This is a genomic window from Alkalihalobacterium alkalinitrilicum (assembly GCF_002019605.1).
Lineage (GTDB): Bacteria > Bacillota > Bacilli > Bacillales > Bacillaceae_F > Alkalihalobacterium > Alkalihalobacterium alkalinitrilicum.
In genome coordinates, this window is sequence record NZ_KV917368.1 from 2,272,267 (window position 1) to 2,291,473 (window position 19,207).

Genomic DNA, 19,207 nt, shown 5'->3' on the forward strand with positions numbered 1-19,207 from the left:
ATGTCAGACGACTTAGAAGAAAAATAATTACGCCCTAGGGTGATACTGGGCGTAAACATCTTTTAGTCTTGTTTTTGTTACATGAGTATAAATTTGTGTCGTTGAAATATCAGCATGTCCAAGCATTTCTTGTACTGCGCGTAAATCCGCACCATTTTCAAGTAAATGTGTAGCAAAAGAATGTCTTAATGTATGAGGGGTTAATTCTTTTTTTATGTTTGCTTTTTGAGCTAATCCTTTCAATACCTTCCAAAACCCTTGCCTTGTTAATGGTTTTCCATGATGATTGACAAAAACTTTTTGATGATTGTCTTTTTTTAATAGTTTGGACCTAGAATTTGCTAGATACTTTTCAAATGCTTCACTAGCTTTTGACCCGAGAGGAATAATTCTTTCCTTGTTTCCTTTACCAATACAGCGAACAAACCCCATCGTAATATGTACATCTTGTAATTCAAGCTGACATAACTCAGATACACGAATCCCCGTCGCATAGAGCACTTCTAACATCGCTTGGTTTCGAAGATCTAGTTCAGAGTTACCATTAGACGTGTCAAGCAAAGCCTCAACTTCGTGTGTAGAAAGAACTTTAGGTAACCGTTTCTGCGCCTTTGGTGTTTCAATATGTACAGTAGGGTCTTTATCAGAGATTTTCTCTCTTAGACAAAATTGATGGAAAGAGCGAATTGAGGCAATTGTTCTAGCAATCGTCGTATCCGCTCTTCCTTTATCTTTCAAGAAATATAAATAGTTTAATATTCCGTTACGATCAATAAATTCAATCGCATTCATTTGCTCTACTTCTTTCATATACTTTATATACTGTTTTAAATCTCTTCGATAAGATTCGATCGTATTATTTGAAAGTCCACGTTCTACCATACTATAGTGGATAAACTCTTCAATATGCTCTAGCATGGCCATTTCCCCTATCCAATAATAGTAATTTTACTCTCCAAAATGATAGAAAAGTAAGAGCCTATCAAACCAACTTGGCTGTTCACTCATTTGCTCCATTTGAATGACTTTTACAGCCCTACCTTTAGGCTCATCATATCTATGATAGCTTTCATATTCTTCACTTACCCATAGAATACCATAATAGAACAAAAGTGTGCATCCCATAAATAACACGAATACTTTAAATGTATTCCAAATGGCTTCAAACCATGAATTCATTTAACCCAACCTCCTAACCACCACTATAAAAACGTTTATCATCTATACACAACTCTTTTATTACAAGGTATGCCAATATAAAATACGTTTATACCTTATAAGTACAAGTTTCTGTAAAAAATAATAAATCTACTTTTTGGTTTGGAGTAAAAATATTAAAAACAGTTGTTGAATTTCAAGAAAATCCAATTGCAATTGTTACACATTTTTGGATAAAAAAACCCTTTTAGGTAAGTAAAAGGGTTAGTCATTGTTTTCTTCAGTTGGTTTATGATCATGACACCTATGACAAATCCCATGAAAAGTCAGTCGGTGATCTTTTATTTGAAAATTCCAATCAAGCTCTACAATTTTCTCAACATCACCTAAAAGGTCTTCTTGAATTTCATCCACCGAACCACATTCAATACAAACTAAATGGTGATGAAAGTGGTCTGCACCTTCTTTTCTTAAGTCATAACGTGAAACACCGTCTCCAAAGTTAATTTTGTCCACTACTTTTAGTTCAGTCAATAACTCTAGCGTTCTATAGACCGTCGCTAAACCTATTTCTGGTGACTTTTCTTTTACTAGAAGGTAAACATCTTCAGCACTTAGATGATCTTCTTCATGTTCAAGAAGAACTCTAACTGTTGCTTCTCGTTGTGGTGTTAGCTTATAACTTTGTGAATGAAGTTGTTTCTTTATTCGATCTACTCTTTTCTCCACTCGTTTACCCCCCCTGAAAACACGCTAATCTGTATATATTATAATGTTTCCAATTAAAGGTGTCAAACGATAGTCATTATCAATAACTAACTATAATTATTATAATTTAATAATCACATAAAATTATTAATTACTACTTTCATCAAAAACGGAGATACATACGCTTCGAAGGCCGAAGCTAATGCAAGTACAGCACCTACGCAAAGTATTAACATTGAATATTTTGTAAAGAGAGGGAAAATAGGTTGGTTGCTCCTCTTAATAAACTGGTTACGGATCATGATTAATGAAAATGAAATCGCACCAGTTCCTACTATAATAAAGGCTGGAACAAGCACAAAATTTTGTGGCATGATTGAAACAAAAGAAAGGAGAAACCCTGACATTCCCATTTGATTCACTAAAAAGCCGACAGTAAACCCTACGACAACTCCTTTTAAAAACAATAAAATGAGGATTACTGGTAGTCCGATAATTGATAACCCTAGGATCCACATTAACCCAACATACTTTGCATAGTGGGCAAAGCTTTGCGTAAACATTGCAGACGATTCGGCAATTTGGCCATCTGCAACTTGCCCGAAAAATTGATTTAAATACAAATATAAATCATTTTTTTGAGTAAGACTTAAACTGTTTACGACAATGGCACCAAATATAATCCCCATCAAAAATAATATAATCGTAAAAATATAAATAGAGCGATTTTCATCTATATGACTAGCTACAACTTGTCCAAAGCGATTACGTTTCCCTCTCATATATGCCCCTCCTAAACACCTGTTAGTTCAATCTATGATGTTTAATAGAGGTCTATGACTGTAATCTATTAACTTTATTCGATTTTGCCGTACTTCCCTGCTCCCCCTGCAGAAATGGACACCCCCCCTGTACGACTAAGTACGATCATCTTTGCAATTTCATCATTGACGACCTCCCTTAATTCATTGTAATTCGTATCGTGAATAATGCTCATATCATTTCCAAAGCGATCTCTTAATTTCATTAACGTTTTAGGTCCCAGCTTTGGTATAAATTCTAAGGGGATATGATGAATATACGGTGGCCGTAAACCAGTGTTATCGTTAGGATTAGCCAACTCCTGTAGTCTTTCAAATACACCTTTCGTAATTCTCCTACTTGAGCAATTAGGGCAGACTTTGCCATCTTGCACATTAGTAAAGCATAATTCACAACATGTGTGATAATATTTACCTAACCGTGGATTTAAACCAAAGTTCTTTACAATATGTCGCCCTTGTTTTTGATGTAGCGCGAACTGGAGTTCCCTGAAACTCGCTTGCTTCATCTTAATTAATTGATATTCTCGGCCGATTTTTTCTAACGAATGAGCATCTGAATTAGATAAGAAGGAAACGGTATTTAATTCCGCAATATCTTTTACTAGATTTGTATCAGAACTTAATCCAAGTTCAATTCCGTCGATATCATTCAGTTGAAACACTTCCGTTAGACTCTTTTTTACCCCTTTTCCGTATAATCCTTTATGGGGTGTAAATGCATGAGCAGGGATAAACAAACCATCCAATTCTTTTACCTTCAATTGAATTGCTTCACTTTTTTCATAAACTCTTTGAGTACTTAATGTTACATTTGTAACTCGTTCGGAAAGCCAATAACTAAATTTTTTCATTGATTTTATAGTAGGAAAATACGTTAATACATGAAATGGACCATCGCAATTTTCATTATATATTTCTAATTCCGATCCTAAGATTAGTAAAATCCCATTTTGAAACCGAATACCTCCTCCACTAACTTCTTCAGCGGAGTAATCCCGTATATAATCTTGTATTTCTTCTAACACCTCTGGGGAGTGACAGTCGATAACCCCAATCATGTCTAATCCTTTTATCTTTTTACTAAATTCAATAACTTTCGGTAAAGTTAATAATTTCGATGCAGTAATTTTTACTGGTTTCCCTGTTTTTGTTCTTCCGATATGAATATGTAAATCCACAAAGTACTCTTGCAATTACATCACCTATTTTGGTTTCTTAATTTTAACCATTGAACAGCATATGCTGTTTTTGCATCGAAAATCTCATTCGTTAAGATCATTTTCTCAGCTTCTTCCACCGTCACTTCTAATTTCTCTACAAACTCATCTTCATCCGGATTTACAACTCCTTGCTCAAGCTGATTAGTAAAATAAATATGGACAAACTCATCTGCAAAGCCAGGTGATGTATAAAAAGAAATCACTTTTTCCATATGATTAGTCTTATAGCCCGTTTCCTCTTCCAATTCTCTCATTGCACATACTTCAGGCTTTTCCCCAACTTCTAATTTCCCTGCAGGGATCTCAACGATATTTCTTTCTAACGCTTTTCTAAATTGTCTAATCAGCACCAATTTCCCTTCTACGGTCACAGGAATGATCGCAACTGCACCTGGATGTTTTACGATCTCACGTTTACTCATTTTACCGTTTGGTAACTCTACATCTTCAAGAACAAGATCAATAATTCTTCCTTCATACAAAGTTTCAGATTTTAGTGTTTTTTCATAGAATTGTTTTGACATACAATCTCCTCCAAGTTCTAAACAATTTGAGTCTCTCATACAGTCTATCATAGCCATTTCTACTTCATGATGCGAACAATTACAGGAGGTGATTTTATGAAGGTTTATGTAACGAGTCAAGGTGTTACGTTAGTAGGGAAAAGCTGGCAAATTAATGCAATCCTAAAACAGTATATGAAAAAATATGAGACCATTGAGCAATGGCGAAATGATATTTCCAAACGCTAATCTAATGTGTTTATATGATATGCAGTATAAACAGCGGCCGCAACCGAATAAAAAAACGTTGGGTCATCATTATACGCTCGCCCCATCGTTGTAATTGATTTAGGATAACTTTCTAGAGCTGCTTCTAATATCGGCTTGAAATCTTTCTGTTCTACCCAATTAACCATATGCTTTTCTTTTAATTTGTCAGCTTGTTCTGCAAGGACATGATAGTGGCTATTCGCTAGATGCGGTAAGGGAACAATACTTTTAGTGTATGTAAATTTCATTAGTGGGGTGATGGTATGATGACTAATTCCATAGTGTCGTTCTCGACGGTCTTTAAAAGATACTCGCGGAACCCATACAGGTTGCCCATTTAAACTACTGACGATATTAGCCCAATTAGCTAATTCCATGCCACTAAATCCATAAACCGTACCTGTCCCAACAACTCCTGGGCCAAGACTAATCATGATGATATCACTTTTCAATTTTTGAACTGCAAATTGCAATGCAGTAATTAAGTTTACCGCCTCAAACTCTCCACCAAACGCCTGTCCGACTGTAATGGAATGAAAATCTTTTTCCTTCTTTAAAATTCTCATATGTTCACTTAACATAAGAGGTAATGCTGCTTCATCACTAATAATGACCGATAATTTCACATTTGGATCAATTTTTTTCATAAGAACATAGACCAGTGGAATCATACTATGTAATTCTGCTAACAAAATTGGTTTTCCCTCTAAATTAAACGTCGACTGAAACAGAGCATGATCTTCGCTTTCTTGTGCTTCAACAGAAAGTACACTATGTTGATTTGGCATATATCTTGCTTTCATAATATGCCCGTTACTAGTCACCTCCTGATAAGGTAATGTATCGGGAACAGATTTCACAATGTCCCAACCACCTGTTCCTAAGTGAAGTAAAGTGGCTGTTACATTGACAATTACATTTTTCCCTTCTTGTACACTTGGAAAGAAATTTCTATATAATAACGCTCTACCCGAGCCACCTGATGTTTCTAATAATTGTATACTATCGTCCTCATAAATAATCCTCTTAACAAAAACTACCTCATCCGCATACATAACAACACTCCTACATCATAGAAAGCACCACTATTATCATATCCAGTATTTAACAAAATATGTATCATGTGTGCAGATTCATTAAGTGTCTATCCCTATATGTTGGTAAGCTAACTGACTTCTATAGTATTGAAGTAGGCTCAAAAACTTAAAAAGAGACTGATTTAATCAGCCTCCTTAGCAATTGGTAGCACTAAATGTTCGAGCATTTCGTAATTGACTTCTCCACGAACAACTTGTTGGATCACACGGTCCTGGTCGATAATGTACGTCATCGGGAAACCTGGTGGTTGATACGTATCATTCACTACAGCTTCAATATCGAGTAACGTCGGTAACGTAACATTAACTTCTTCCATAAATTCTTTTATATCTTCTTCAACTGTGGCTCTTCTTTCGTAATAGTACATATTCACAGTTACTACTTCGATACCAAGTTGACCATAATCTTCTTGAAACTGCATAAAATCTGGCATTTCATCCTTACAAGGAGGACACCAAGTCGCCCAGAAATTTAATATAATTATGTTGCCTTCATAATCAGATAAAGACGCCTCTACGCCTTCTTCTCCCCAAACAGGTAAAGTAAAGTCGATCGCTTTTAACCCTTTGTCCACACCTAATGCCTTTTCACTATTTGTAGCTATTACAAAAATAATTAACCCAACAGCTATTATTAAAGTTAAAATACTGATCAATCGTCTATTCTTCAATCCTATTACCTCATTTCTATCCGAACTTTCCATCTTTTTATATCATATCACGGTTTAAGCATCTATATATAATAAGAGAGTGACAATCTCCTTACATTCTGAAACTTTTTCATAATTTTATTCTTTATTAATCAGTGAGTATTTGCTAGAATGAATTCGGCTTAGTTTATTTTTGGTTATATGAAGAGAGGGGCTTTTTATGTCTATCATCGAAGCATTAATTTTTGGTATCGTCCAAGGAATCACTGAATTTCTACCAGTATCAAGTACAGCACATATCGTTATTACACAAATGATTTTTGGATATACATTTCCTGGTTTAGCCTTTGAAATTTATTTACATATGGCTTCAATATTGGCTGTAATCATTTATTTCCGAAAAGACATTATTGATGTATTAACGGGCTTTTTTAAATATTTAGGGAATCGCTCTAAGGAAAATAAAGTCCATTTCTTCTTTGGTATTTATATCATTGTTGCAACAGGAATTACAGGCGGGCTTGGTCTAGTTTTAAAAGACGTTGTTGGTGACACGATGAAGACCCCTTATTTTATTGCAGCTGCCTTAACTTTTACAGGCCTTTCACTTATTTTGATTGAACGGTTCCACAAATACGGTTCACGAACAGAAGAGGATATGACATTTAAAGATTCGATTGTTGTTGGTTTAGGTCAAACGCTTGCTGTACTCCCTGGTATCTCAAGATCTGGTGCAACATTAATTGTTGCCCTATTAGCTGGATTGAGTAGAGATACTGCGGTACGTTATTCTTTCCTACTAGTCATCCCAGTTATTCTTGGATCGTCAGTCCTTGCCATAGACGAAATCGGTTCAGGAATGTTTAGTGCGATCGGTGCCCCAGCACTCATAGTATCTTTTATAGCAACATTTATTTTTTCGTGGTTAGGAATTGTTTGGCTCATTGAATTCTTAAAGAAAAGCAAGCTATTTTACTTTGCAATTTACTGCTTTATTGTTGCCATCCTAGTTGCCCTATTTATTAATCCTGAAACCATTATGGATATTTAAGGAAAAAGCGCTGACCTTTGGATAGGCCTTAGCTAGAAAGACGGACACAGCTGTGTCCGTCTTTCTTTGCAACCTTATTTTATTTACCAACTAACTGTTGAAAGGTTCTTCTAATTTCTTCACCATTTAATTCGTTTCCTATTAAAATAATGCAAGGTTTAACGGTTAATTGATCCTTTATGTGACTTAACATAAGTTGGCCTGATGCGTATTGATATTGAAATGTTTTTGGCGTTTCATCAAATTGTAATATTCCTTTACTCCTTACTACTTCTGGCATACTTTTTAGCCAGTTTTCAAAATGGATCCGATTCACAGCTGGTATATCTCTTAACGTGATTGCCTCAAACATATGATGATGGTGGTGGTTATTATTATCATGACGATGATGATCACCATCAGAAGAAACCGAGTAATTCAGATTTAATACCCTTTTCTTTAAAAGGACATCTTGATCTACTTCACCGTGTGTTGTCTCAACAAATTCTGCTCGTTCATCAACGAGGGCTTCGATCTTTTTTTTCACTTTTACTAACTCTTTATCTTTTATTAAATCGACTTTATTCAGTATGACTAGAGAGGATGAGCTAATTTGTCTCTTCAAAATCTCTCTAATTTCTTTTGAACTTGAAAATATACTCTGATATTCTAAATACTTGCTCCCATCTACCATACCTATCGTTGAGACTAGGTTTACTTTATCTATTAAAGTAGGGTGGGTCAAAGCTTCGACTATTTCAGCAGGATCAGCGACTCCTGTTCCTTCAATAAAAAGAATGTCCACATCTTCATTTCCTTCTAAAAAAAGTGAAAGTTCCCTTGTCATATCAGCAGAAATGGTACAACAAATACAACCGTTCAGCATTTCAACCATCTGTTCTTTAGCAAATAATCCTTGCTCAACGTTCACTTCTCCTAATTCATTTAAAATGAGTGCAGGCTGTAATCCTTTATTTTTTGCTGCCTGAACAGCCTTTTGCAGTACTGTTGTTTTTCCACTTCCTAAAAAACCAGTTATCAAATATACTGGAATTGGTTTTGCCATCGTTAGAACCACCTTTACTAACATAATCTATTGAAATAAGCATACAATATACTAGTTATTTTAACAAATAGGAATCATTATTATTTGTGACTTTCTTTTCATTTTCTTAACAAATAATTCTTCTTCTACGAAAAGACTAGCATCTATGATAAAATACTATTTAGCTAAAAATCTACCTTTTTAGGAGAGAACTATGAATTTGAAAACTTCTATTTCATCTTGGTTGAAAGACTTGTTTGGAGTCGTATTACTTGTTTTCTTCCTTCTTCTATTTTTTAACATCGAACGATTTAAAGAAGGTATATTTCCGATTTCAGATGTTCTGCTGAATATAAATACTATTTTTCTTGGAATTGTCATTGAGGCTGTTCCTTTTATTTTGCTTGGTGTGTTTGTTTCTGCACTAATTCAAATTTATGTATCAGAAGATGCATTACAACGTTATTTACCGAAAAACGCTTATATGGCCTTATTACCTGCGGCTGTGTTAGGAGCGATCTTTCCCATTTGTGAATGTGCGATTATTCCAGTTGTTCGCCGTCTCATTAAAAAAGGAATGCCACTTCATGTCGGAGTTGTTTTTTTAGTAGCTGCTCCTATCTTAAACCCAGTCGTTGCCGCGTCTACTTTCTATGCATTTCGAACAGACTTAACGGTTCTATATGCGAGAATGGGACTTGCATTTGTGTTAGCGATCATCATTGGTGCAATCATTTACGCTATATTCAAAAATAAAGATCAACTAAAATGGACGAAAGAAGAATTAACAGGGCGTGTAATGGTGCCAATCGGAACGACTCAAAAACCAAACCGAGTAAAACAAACCCTGTACCATGCAGCCGATGAATTTTTCCTCATGGGGAAATATTTAATAGCAGGAGCATTTATTGCAGCTTTATTTCAAACGTTATTAGATCGAAATATTCTACTTGCGATTGGAAGTAATGAATGGTCGTCAACAGCTGTTATGATGGCATTTGCGTTTATCCTTTCATTATGTTCTGAAGCGGATGCTTTTGTTGCCGCCTCTTTTGGCAGTACATTTACAACAGGATCTATTATTGCGTTTCTCGTTTACGGACCGATGTTAGATTTGAAAAACACGATCATGCTATTTGCCTTTTTCCGAGCAAAGTTTGTCATTATCTTTATGGTCGTTGTAACTGCCATTGTATTTATTTCAGTTCTATCACTACAACTATTTGTATTATAATAGATTAATATACGAGGAGGGTGAACATGAATAAAGAGAATACTGACGTTAGCTTCCATAGTTATATTCGGGGGATTATCCTTCTTGGATTTTCACTATTATTACTCGCGTTTATCGTTTCTGGCAACATTCGCTACTATATTGCACCTAAAATGATGCCATTTATGTACTTTGCTTTAGTTGTATTTATTATTCTAGGTGTTATCCAAATCATTCGAAGTACGAGGAAAAACGATCAAGATATCGATTGTGATTGCGGGGAAGACCATTCAATGACGGGCTCACCTTTAATAAAACTTGCCATCTACTCTATCTTTGTTGCTCCAATTGTGATGGGCTTTGTTCTGCCAGATAAAGCTCTAGATAGTTCCGTTGCTGCAAATCGTGGTGTACAATATGGTAGTGGAATTTTAACAAAGCCGACTGAAGCTACAGAACCAGTGAGTAGCACCTCAAGGGCTGAGGCATTCCTTGATAATCCTGATGAATATTTTGCTAGTTTAGGAGAAGAAGAAGAGCATTATTCCGTTGAAGACTTTTACACTGAAGAAGGCTTTAATCAATATTATTTAGAATTGGCCGAAGAGATAGAAGAGCAAGAAAGAATTATCGTTACGGATGAAAACTATTTAGATATAATGACGGTCTTAGACATACACATGGATCAATTTATAGGAAAAGAAATTGTTATTACGGGCTTTGTATACCGTGAGCCTGAGTTTGAAGATAACCAAATGGTTGTTGCTAGGTTTGCGATGACTTGTTGCGTTGCCGATGCTGCAGTTTATGGAACATTAATTGAAACGAACTTAGCTCAAGAATATGAAAATGACACATGGGTACATGTTTCAGGAACTCTCGACAGGACAGAATACAATGGATATCCTATACCACTCATTCACTTAAGAGAGATTACAGTCATCGACGAACCTGATCAACCCTACGTATTTCCAAGCTTTAGATAATTTTAAATGAGACTAACTCATAAGTGCCTAGTTCATTTTGTAATGATACTTGGCACTTTTCGTTCGTTAACATGATTAATTGCAATTACTGAACACATAAATCAGATATGACGACTATACCCGATTATATTTTCACATTACGGTTTGAACACACAAAAACTGTTACAAATCAGTCGCTCCTAGAGACCGTAAATAATGTTCGTTCCAATAAAGAAAAGCTGTCTCAAACCAGTCGCTATATGCGAATTTTTGAGACAGCCTCTTATTATTTAATAGCCTTCTTGTAATAAACGCTTCACTTCATTTACATCTTTATCTCCACGGCCTGAGATGTTAACAATGATAATGTCCTCACTCTTTAACTTACTTGCTTCCTTTAACGCATAGGCAACCGCGTGCGCACTCTCAAGCGCTGGAATAATTCCTTCTGTTTTCGCTAATGTTTGGAATGCATCCAATACTTCCTTTTTCGAAACTGCATAATACTCAGCTCGCTCTGTTACTTTTAAATAACTATGCTCTGGCCCGATACCTGGATAATCTAATCCTGCAGAAATTGAATGTGTCGGCAATGGATTACCTTCCTCGTCTTGTAAACAGAGGCACTTAAAGCCATGAATAACACCCGGTGTCCCTTTTGTTAAGGTCGCAGCTTCTTCAGGCTCAACACCTACTAGACGAACACCTTCTTCTGGTATATATTCGGAAAATGCGCCAATCGCATTACTTCCACCGCCTATACATGCAACGACAACACTGGGTAGTTTCCCTTCTTTTTCGAGAATTTGTCGCTTTGACTCTTTACTAATGATTGACTGAAAGTGGTGTACCATCGTTGGGAATGGGTGTGGCCCAACCGCTGAACCTAAAAGATAAAATGTATTTTCGTAGTTTTCTATTAGATCATTTAACGCTTCATCTACCGCATCTTTCAAACGGCCCTGACCTTTATGAACTGGGACGACTGTTGCTCCTAATAACTCCATACGGAAAACATTTAATTCCTGACGACGCGTGTCTTCTGCACCCATGTAAATGATACATTCCATTCCAAGCATAGCACATGCCGTTGCTGTTGCTACCCCATGCTGTCCTGCCCCTGTTTCTGCTATAACACGATGAGCCCCCATGTTTTTCGCAAGCAAAATTTGTCCAATTACATTGTTAATTTTATGGGCACCTGTATGGTTTAAATCTTCACGTTTTAAATAGATTTTTGCTCCACCGCAATTTTTTGTTAACCGTTCAGCATATGTTAATGGATTTTCACGTCCTACATATTCTTTTAAATAATACAAATATTCCTCAACAAATTTTGGATCATCTTTGTACTTCTGGAAATTTTCATCTAAACGGTCTAGCACTGCGTTCAACTGTGGTGGCACAAAACTTCCACCAAACTCACCAAAATATCCTTTTTCATTCTTCTCTACTGTACTCATCTCTACTTTACTCATGCTAAACTCTCCTTAAATTAACAAATATTATAATATTATGATAATTTATATTTTAACAGGTTTATATTTTTGTAGCAATCATTATTTAATGATTGCTAACACCGATAGTCGACTCCGTTTTCGGTTGTTGGACTACTTCAAGTTGATCATCTTGTTTTAGTAAATAATACTGAACACTATCAATTAAAGCATACCAGCTCGCCTTAATAATGTTTCCTGAAACACCGATAGTGCTCCACTTTTCCTTCCCATCAGAAGACTCAATTAGAACACGTACTCTTGATGCTGTTGCATCCGTTTCATCTAGCACACGTACTTTGTAATCCGATAGATACATCTGATTAATACAAGGATAAAATTGTTCAAGCGCTTTCCTTAATGCGTGGTCTAGTGCATTAACAGGTCCATTACCTTCTGCAGCTGTCAGCACTTCCTGATCGTTAACAACTAGCTTAACCACTGCTTCTGTCGTAAACGATTGATTACCATCATTTTCAATCAAAATTTTAAAGTGATCTAATTTAAAAAACTCCCGATGCTCACCCAATCCTTTTTTAACAACGAGTTCAAAGGATGCTTCAGCTGCTTCATACTGATATCCATTTAGTTCCAATTCTTTGATTTGTTCAATGATTTCCTTAGTTGCTGGATTATTCTTATCTAAATCTAAATTCCACTCTTTCGCTTTAAATAAAACATTACTTTGTCCTGATAGTTCCGAAACTAGTACTCTTCGTTTATTTCCAATCGCTTCAGGCTCGATATGTTCGTAAGTTTCAGGATGTTTTAATACAGCACTAACATGCATACCTCCTTTGTGGGCAAAAGCACTTTTCCCTACAAAAGGTTGATTGCTAGGTGGTACTTGATTGGCAATTTCATGAACATACTTAGATACAGATGTTAAATTGGTCAGTTCCTGACTTTCAATACATTCATATCCCATCTTAAGCTGCAAGTTAGGAATTAATGAAATAAGGTTAACATTGCCACATCGTTCACCATATCCGTTAATTGTTCCTTGTACTTGGGTGGCACCAGATTGAACCGCTACAAGTGTATTTGCTACAGCTAATTCTCCATCGTTATGACAATGGATGCCAACTTGAATAGAAAGCTCTTGTACGACGTGCTGTACTATTGATTTCACTTCATCTGGTAATGACCCTCCATTCGTATCACAGAGGGTAACACAATCAGCACCAGCTTCTTCTGCTTTTTTTATCGCTTTGATGGCATATTCCGCATTTCTCTTATAGCCATCAAAAAAATGTTCAGCGTCAAATATGACTTCTAATCCGTTTTCCTTTAAGTATTTTACCGAATCATAAATCATACTTAAATTTTCATCTAATGTTGTTTGCAAAGCATGCGTCACTTGAAAATCCCATGTTTTTCCAAAAATTGCAACAGATTTTACACCACTCTCTAAAATTCGTTGTAAATTTTGATCTTTATCAGGGGTAACTCCCATTCGTCGAGTACTTCCAAACGCTGTGACTGTTGCGTTCTTTAATTTAAGATCTTTCACTTTTCCAAAAAAGTTCATATCCTTTGGGTTACTACCAGGCCAGCCACCTTCTATGTAGTGTATTCCCAATTCATCAAGCTTTTTAGCAATTTTCAGCTTATCCTCGACAGATAAACTTACCCCCTCACCTTGAGTTCCATCGCGAAGGGTTGTGTCATATAAAAACACTTTTTGGCTAGTCATTTTGTTCTCCCTCTCTCCTAGCATACTCTCTACTAAAAACTGTGTTATTTTAATTTTAATATTTATCTAAATATTGCATTAAAGTATATCATATGAATAACAAATTGACTATGCAACGTTCTAAATTTTCAGTAATCTTCCTTATTCTTAAGTGGCCATTATTAAAGATTAAGAATTCACTTTAAAAGATATTCGCTCATTATATTTTATAGAAGGTTACGATTTACCTAAAATGGTTAAATATTTCGCTAAAGAAGAAATTCTGGTACTAGAAGCAAAGAAATTAGATTTAGATGTAACGAATAAAATTGAAAGTTTCGAGTTGCTATTTCCATTTGGGGAAACTGGAAACGAGGAGTTTTTTTATCCAAGAAAAATATTTAGGGATTACTATAAAGGAGTACTATGAAATTTATTTTAAAAAACGAATGGAACGTAATGCCTATATTATTAAACTCATTAACGAAGTGCTGGATTTATCCATTTACGAAGTTGATGAAATAGAAATGGCTAAGCATGAGATTAACGAGTATATCAACAACCTTTAAAAAAAATATGAAGACGATATAGAAATCCTCTAGCTATTTCTTGTATCAAAAAGTCGCATTGGCTTGTAAGATCCAATGCGACTTTTGATTAATATAGCTTCTTCAATCCAAAATTAGCCATCAATTGATATGTTAATTTTCAATTTACTTCTTCTCAACCGTACGTATAAACAGTAGTCAACTACTGTTAATTCGATTACGCTTTTTCTACGATTGTTGCTACACCTTGACCGCCACCAATACATAAAGTAGCTAGTCCGTATTGACCATCACGACGCTTTAATTCGTGTAGTAGGGATACAAGTATACGAGCTCCACTTGCACCAATTGGATGTCCAATTGCAATCGCTCCCCCATTAACGTTAAGAATTTCTTTTGGAAACTCTAAATCGCGTCCTACCGCTAAAGCTTGAGCAGCAAAAGCTTCGTTTGCCTCAATTAAATTCAAATCTGATAATGAAAGCCCTGCTTTTTCTAATGCTTTTTTCGTAGCAGGTACTGGGCCAATTCCCATAATTCTAGGGTCAACTGCAGCACTTGCATTTCCACGAATAACAGCAAGAGGCGTTACACCTAGTTCATCCGCTTTTTTACGACTCATCACGACAACCGCAGCTGCACCGTCATTTAATCCTGATGCATTTCCAGCTGTAACACTACCATCCTTTTTAAATGCAGGCCGTAACTTTCCTAGTTTCTCAGCTGTCGTTCCAGCCTTCACGTATTCATCTGTATCAAAGACGATTGGATCTCCTTTACGTTGTGGAATTTCAACTGAGACGATTTCATCTTTAAATTTTCCTTCCGCAATCGCCTTTGCCGCTTTTTCTTGACTCCAAGCAGCAAATTCATCTTGCTCCTCACGAGTCAGTTCATACTGATCACATAAGTTTTCAGCTGTTACACCCATATGATAATCATTAAATGCACAAGTTAATCCATCGAATACCATAGTATCAATTAACTTTTGATCACCCATACGGAACCCATCTCTTGCTCCCATAGCTACATACGGTGATTGACTCATATTTTCCATACCACCAGCAACGACAACATCAGCATCACCTGAAAGAATAGCCTGTGTTGCTAAATGAACCGCTTTTAAACCTGAACCGCAAACCTTATTAATTGTCATAGCAGGCGTATATTGAGGTAATCCAGCTTCAATTGCCGCTTGGCGTGCTGGATTTTGCCCTAAACCTGCTTGAAGAACATTCCCCATAATGACCTCATCAACTTGATCGCCAGCAACTCCTGCTTTTTCTAACGCAGACTTGATGACCGTTGCACCTAACGTTGTTGCTTTCACTCCTTTTAAACTTCCACCAAAACTTCCAACCGCTGTCCTGACAGCGCTTACAATGACAACCTCTTGATTACTCATTATGATATCTCTCCCTTCAAATCTTTTAACCTATAAAAAATATATTCGAATCGTACAAATAAGTATTACCCAATTGAGCGTTCGCTCAGTATGTTCCCTTTATAGTATACACAAAAGTAGAAACATATGTATAGTATTATCTCAATATTCAGGCTCCTTTTGTAAAAAGGAGCCTGACCTTTATTCTTAATTATGATACTTTCGTTCGTTTCCCAATGGACCTCCAACCTTCAATACCGAGGAAAATACATAAAACAAATAATACTAACCCCGATCCAAATAATAACCAGTTTTTTAATATGAAGTTATTATACATGAGAACACCGAGTGCGGACACCGTTACGACAAACATAAAGAACATCGGGATCACGACATAGTATGCTTTTGCTCCTATTTTAATTAGCCAAACAGAAACGGCTAGTAAAGCCAAAGCACCTAACATTTGGTTCGCTGAGCCGAATAATGGCCAAACTCTTTCCCAAGTTCCTGATAGCGCTAGAGCACCAGCCCCAATTAGACCAGCAATCGTTGCAACATGGTTATTTTTAACGGCTGGTATATGTTCCTCTCCCAATTCTTGAATTGCATAACGCATTAAACGTGTAGCCGAATCCAATGTCGTCAATAAAAAGGCTGAAGCCGTGAGCGCCGTAAATGTTGTCGCAATTGTTAAATCGATACCCCAGTGGGACATAAAATAGCCAATTCCCGCTGAGAAAGTACCGATAGGACCCCCTAACTCTGTCATTCTAGCAGCGAAATCGGCTTGAGTTAAATAGGCGACAGCTCCAATTGCAATGATAGCTAGAAATGCTTCCAATAGCATAGACCCGTAAGCGATAAACTTTCCATTCCTCTCATTGTCCAGCTGTTTTGCTGTCGTTCCTGATGAAACGAGTGAGTGGAAACCTGAGATGGCACCACATGCGATCGTTATAAATAATATTGGGAATAAAAAGCCTAGTGTTTCATGATTAAATCCAGTATAAGCAGGTAATTGAATGGTCGGTGCGGCAATAATAATTCCAAGAGTTGCCCCTGCAATCATCCCATATAATAAAAAAGCATTTAAATAATCGCGAGGTTGTAATAACACCCATACAGGTAAAGTTGATGCAATGTAAGCATAAATAAGAAGAATAATTGACCAAGTGACAGCACTTAATTCTAACGGAAATGAAATTCCGACCCATACACTAGCAAGCATAGCAATGACACCAAGAATACTTGCTGCAGGTAAGCTCAACCGAATTTGGTTGATAATAAAACCAAATACTAGTGCCACTCCAATAAATAATACGGATGCAGTTGCTGCCTCTGGCACGGCAACAAACGTATTGGCAACTAGAATAATAAAAACACCGACAATTAAAATTAAAGTTGCGATCGAAAAAATAAGGAATAAAACTTGGCCACGCTTCCCAATATATTCGCGAATAATTTCTCCAATCGATTTCGCTTTGTGACGTACAGAAGCTTGTAAAGATGTATAGTCATGGACCCCACCAATAAAAATACTACCGATGAGGATCCAAAGAACGGCAGGTAACCAACCAAAAAAAGCCGCAGTAATTGGTCCAACTATCGGACCTCCACCTGCAATCGTTGCAAAATGGTGTCCTAACAGAACTGGTTTTTTAGCTGGCACATAATCTACTCCATCATACAGTTCATTCGCTGGTGTTTTTCGATTCGGATCGACCTTCATTTGTCTTTCTAGAAATCTACCATACGTAAAATAAGCAATAAGTAGAATAATACCAGAAATTAATAACAAAGTGAGTAAATTCATCTCTTAAGTTCCCCCTTTAGTGGACTTTAAAATGCTGCATATACTCTCTCCCTTTTTTATTTACATAAACTTCATTGTCATCAACATGGACTAGCCCTACATAACATTCAATCCAACCGTTCATACCAAACTTTAAGAATTTAAGTTTTCTTAATTTCTTCACCTCCTTAATTACATCTTTTTCTAGAGGCTTGTTCGTTAAAATAACACCTAGAAGAATGGAAGACATATGTTCACTATGAGAAGGAACATATGAAGCGCTATTTCTTAACAACTCTGTTGCAAACGTTTGGACATCTCCTTTCGTTACTTTCGTTTCTTTTTCCCATACAAATACGTACTGCTGATTATCGACGCCCCAAATAGGAATGGACTTTGTCATAAAATACTTTTCATCACGTCTTTTGTATTCTGCATAAAAAGAAAGTGGAATTGAACCGAGTTCTTTACTTGTAAATACATTAAAATGACGACTATACTTTCCTATTAAACGATCTAAATAACTTTTTGAGATAATTACACTCAATTACTTCCCTCCTAAAACCGCCTTAAACCTGTAGCTGTAATCCCTTTTAAAAAAGGGATATTGGAGAAACGAAAATCGATTTGATTATTTTTTAAAGTTAAGCCCTTTTCTACAAAGACTTTAATTCCTTCATAGTCATGTTTTACATAGCGCGCTTGATTCGATGGTTCTTTTAAATAAACTTGCAATTCCTGAGTATTTCCTACACAGCAACTGATGGCGCTTTCAAACAACCAAACAGTTAACACATTCCCTTTTCTTCTCACCCATTCTAATGCTTTTTCACTAAAACAAAATTTTAAGTTTGTATTCCCAACAATTACCCCTCCTTTTTATTCCTATACATATTATGAACAAGTAACAAATATTAAAGTTTTCTGAATAATATTTTACCCAAACAAAAAAGTTAACTCCTATAGACTAGACAAAAGCGCGCTTTATTTCTGCATTTTTTACTCAATGTCTAGATCTATTGGAATTAACCTTCTAAGGCATTATTCAGTTTTCATAGAAAAAATGGCTACTTGTGTTTCGCCTGCTACAACCTGTCCTGCTGGTTCTACGTTGATCGACTTGACCTGATCAAAATTCGTGATTACAACAGGTGTAATCGTACTCACCGCTTTTTCTTTAACTAAGTCGATCGAAACCTCTACTAACTTCGCTCCCTTTTCTACTTTATCCCCTTCTTTAACAAAGACTTCAAATCCTTCACCCTTCATGTTCACCGTTTCAATGCCAATATGGATAAGTACTTCTGCTCCACCAACCGAACGAATTCCAATCGCATGTTTAGTAGGAAAAACTTGAATAACTTCCCCTTTAATAGGTGAAACCACAATTCCATCAGTCGGTTCAACAGCAAATCCATCTCCAATCATTTTTTGAGCAAATGTTGGATCTGGAACGTTTTCCATTTTTACGTATGTACCATTCATAGGAGAATATAGCACTTCTTCGCTTAGTAACTCTTTTTTTCCAATACCAAATAATTTTTTTAACAACGTTACCACCTCAACTTGTATATACAATTTTTAATATTTAGCCTAATACTTTAAGCAGTGTTTGTCAAAGGTTTAATT

General features: G+C 36.1%; 21 protein-coding genes. 5 read left to right on the plus strand and 16 right to left on the minus strand.

The genetic code is table 11. From position 1 onward, the window contains the following. Window positions 1-27 precede the first annotated feature (27 nt). The 6 genes from xerD to BK574_RS10645 form a co-directional block, all read right to left on the minus strand. Complete coding sequence (gene xerD, locus BK574_RS10620) at window positions 28-918, minus strand: site-specific tyrosine recombinase XerD (RefSeq protein ID WP_078428581.1); 891 nt, start codon at window positions 916-918, stop codon at window positions 28-30. Between the two features lie 30 nt (window positions 919-948). Then, window positions 949-1,179 (minus strand): YqzK family protein, encoded by a 231-nt coding sequence (locus tag BK574_RS10625; protein ID WP_075384880.1) that lies wholly within the window; start codon window positions 1,177-1,179, stop codon window positions 949-951. Between the two features lie 243 nt (window positions 1,180-1,422). Beyond that, on the minus strand, window positions 1,423-1,887 hold the full coding sequence (fur, locus tag BK574_RS10630; protein ID WP_078428582.1) for a ferric iron uptake transcriptional regulator: 465 nt from the start codon (window positions 1,885-1,887) through the stop codon (window positions 1,423-1,425). A gap of 113 nt (window positions 1,888-2,000) precedes the next feature. After that, complete coding sequence (gene spoIIM / locus BK574_RS10635) at window positions 2,001-2,648, minus strand: stage II sporulation protein M (protein ID WP_078428583.1); 648 nt, start codon at window positions 2,646-2,648, stop codon at window positions 2,001-2,003. 74 nt (window positions 2,649-2,722) lie between these two features. Next, a complete protein-coding gene (locus tag BK574_RS10640) occupies window positions 2,723-3,883 on the minus strand; it encodes an endonuclease Q family protein (protein ID WP_078428584.1) in 1,161 nt (386 codons plus the stop codon). A 5-nt stretch (window positions 3,884-3,888) separates the two neighbouring features. Beyond that, window positions 3,889-4,434: an NUDIX domain-containing protein gene (locus BK574_RS10645; RefSeq protein ID WP_075384884.1), complete on the minus strand. Its 546-nt coding sequence runs from the start codon at window positions 4,432-4,434 to the stop codon at window positions 3,889-3,891. Between the two features lie 96 nt (window positions 4,435-4,530). Between BK574_RS10645 and mciZ the strand changes: the two genes are divergently transcribed. Further along, window positions 4,531-4,662, plus strand: a complete 132-nt coding sequence (gene mciZ / locus BK574_RS10650) for a Z-ring formation inhibitor MciZ (protein WP_078428585.1) — start codon at window positions 4,531-4,533, stop codon at window positions 4,660-4,662. On the opposite strand, the gene BK574_RS10655 is transcribed toward mciZ, so the two are convergent. Both BK574_RS10655 and BK574_RS10660 read right to left on the minus strand, forming a co-directional pair. Then, on the minus strand, window positions 4,659-5,738 hold the full coding sequence (locus tag BK574_RS10655; protein WP_078428586.1) for a DUF3866 family protein: 1,080 nt from the start codon (window positions 5,736-5,738) through the stop codon (window positions 4,659-4,661). The genes mciZ and BK574_RS10655 overlap by 4 nt on opposite strands. Before the next feature lie 164 nt (window positions 5,739-5,902). Next, window positions 5,903-6,451: a TlpA disulfide reductase family protein gene (locus BK574_RS10660; RefSeq protein WP_075384886.1), complete on the minus strand. Its 549-nt coding sequence runs from the start codon at window positions 6,449-6,451 to the stop codon at window positions 5,903-5,905. A gap of 199 nt (window positions 6,452-6,650) precedes the next feature. On the opposite strand from BK574_RS10660, the gene uppP reads away from it, so the two are divergent. Then, on the plus strand, window positions 6,651-7,481 hold the full coding sequence (gene uppP / locus BK574_RS10665) for an undecaprenyl-diphosphatase UppP (protein WP_075384887.1): 831 nt from the start codon (window positions 6,651-6,653) through the stop codon (window positions 7,479-7,481). Window positions 7,482-7,560: 79 nt separating this feature from the next. Here the strand turns inward: uppP and BK574_RS10670 are convergent, their stop codons facing one another. Then, on the minus strand, window positions 7,561-8,526 hold the full coding sequence (locus BK574_RS10670) for a CobW family GTP-binding protein (RefSeq protein ID WP_158211616.1): 966 nt from the start codon (window positions 8,524-8,526) through the stop codon (window positions 7,561-7,563). Between the two features lie 193 nt (window positions 8,527-8,719). Here BK574_RS10670 and BK574_RS10675 point away from each other — a divergent pair, with 193 nt between their 5' ends. After that, window positions 8,720-9,739, plus strand: a complete 1,020-nt coding sequence (locus BK574_RS10675; protein ID WP_078428589.1) for a permease — start codon at window positions 8,720-8,722, stop codon at window positions 9,737-9,739. A 26-nt stretch (window positions 9,740-9,765) separates the two neighbouring features. Further along, on the plus strand, window positions 9,766-10,704 hold the full coding sequence (locus tag BK574_RS10680) for a TIGR03943 family putative permease subunit (RefSeq protein ID WP_078428590.1): 939 nt from the start codon (window positions 9,766-9,768) through the stop codon (window positions 10,702-10,704). A gap of 269 nt (window positions 10,705-10,973) precedes the next feature. Here the strand turns inward: BK574_RS10680 and trpB are convergent, their stop codons facing one another. Then, window positions 10,974-12,146: a tryptophan synthase subunit beta gene (gene trpB, locus BK574_RS10685; protein ID WP_078430838.1), complete on the minus strand. Its 1,173-nt coding sequence runs from the start codon at window positions 12,144-12,146 to the stop codon at window positions 10,974-10,976. 100 nt (window positions 12,147-12,246) lie between these two features. Next, window positions 12,247-13,875: a citramalate synthase gene (cimA, locus tag BK574_RS10690; protein ID WP_078428591.1), complete on the minus strand. Its 1,629-nt coding sequence runs from the start codon at window positions 13,873-13,875 to the stop codon at window positions 12,247-12,249. Window positions 13,876-14,107: 232 nt separating this feature from the next. Here cimA and BK574_RS27465 point away from each other — a divergent pair, with 232 nt between their 5' ends. Further along, the gene (locus BK574_RS27465; protein WP_158211617.1) at window positions 14,108-14,284 is read left to right on the plus strand and encodes a hypothetical protein; all 177 of its coding nucleotides are present in this window, start codon (window positions 14,108-14,110) and stop codon (window positions 14,282-14,284) included. Window positions 14,285-14,619: 335 nt separating this feature from the next. Here the strand turns inward: BK574_RS27465 and BK574_RS10695 are convergent, their stop codons facing one another. The 5 genes from BK574_RS10695 to BK574_RS10715 form a co-directional block, all read right to left on the minus strand. Next, window positions 14,620-15,807 carry an acetyl-CoA C-acetyltransferase gene (locus BK574_RS10695; protein WP_078428592.1) on the minus strand — a complete coding sequence of 396 codons (1,188 nt, stop codon included), beginning with the start codon at window positions 15,805-15,807 and terminating at the stop codon, window positions 14,620-14,622. Between the two features lie 190 nt (window positions 15,808-15,997). Further along, on the minus strand, window positions 15,998-17,599 hold the full coding sequence (locus tag BK574_RS10700; protein ID WP_078428593.1) for a carbon starvation CstA family protein: 1,602 nt from the start codon (window positions 17,597-17,599) through the stop codon (window positions 15,998-16,000). Window positions 17,600-17,615: 16 nt separating this feature from the next. Next, the gene (locus tag BK574_RS10705) at window positions 17,616-18,125 is read right to left on the minus strand and encodes a DUF8052 family protein (RefSeq protein ID WP_078428594.1); all 510 of its coding nucleotides are present in this window, start codon (window positions 18,123-18,125) and stop codon (window positions 17,616-17,618) included. 11 nt (window positions 18,126-18,136) lie between these two features. Next, a complete protein-coding gene (locus BK574_RS10710) occupies window positions 18,137-18,445 on the minus strand; it encodes a CC/Se motif family (seleno)protein (RefSeq protein WP_274379461.1) in 309 nt (102 codons plus the stop codon). Window positions 18,446-18,619: 174 nt separating this feature from the next. Then, window positions 18,620-19,129, minus strand: coding sequence for a PTS sugar transporter subunit IIA (locus BK574_RS10715; protein WP_078428596.1), 510 nt, complete (start codon window positions 19,127-19,129; stop codon window positions 18,620-18,622). Window positions 19,130-19,207 lie beyond the last annotated feature (78 nt).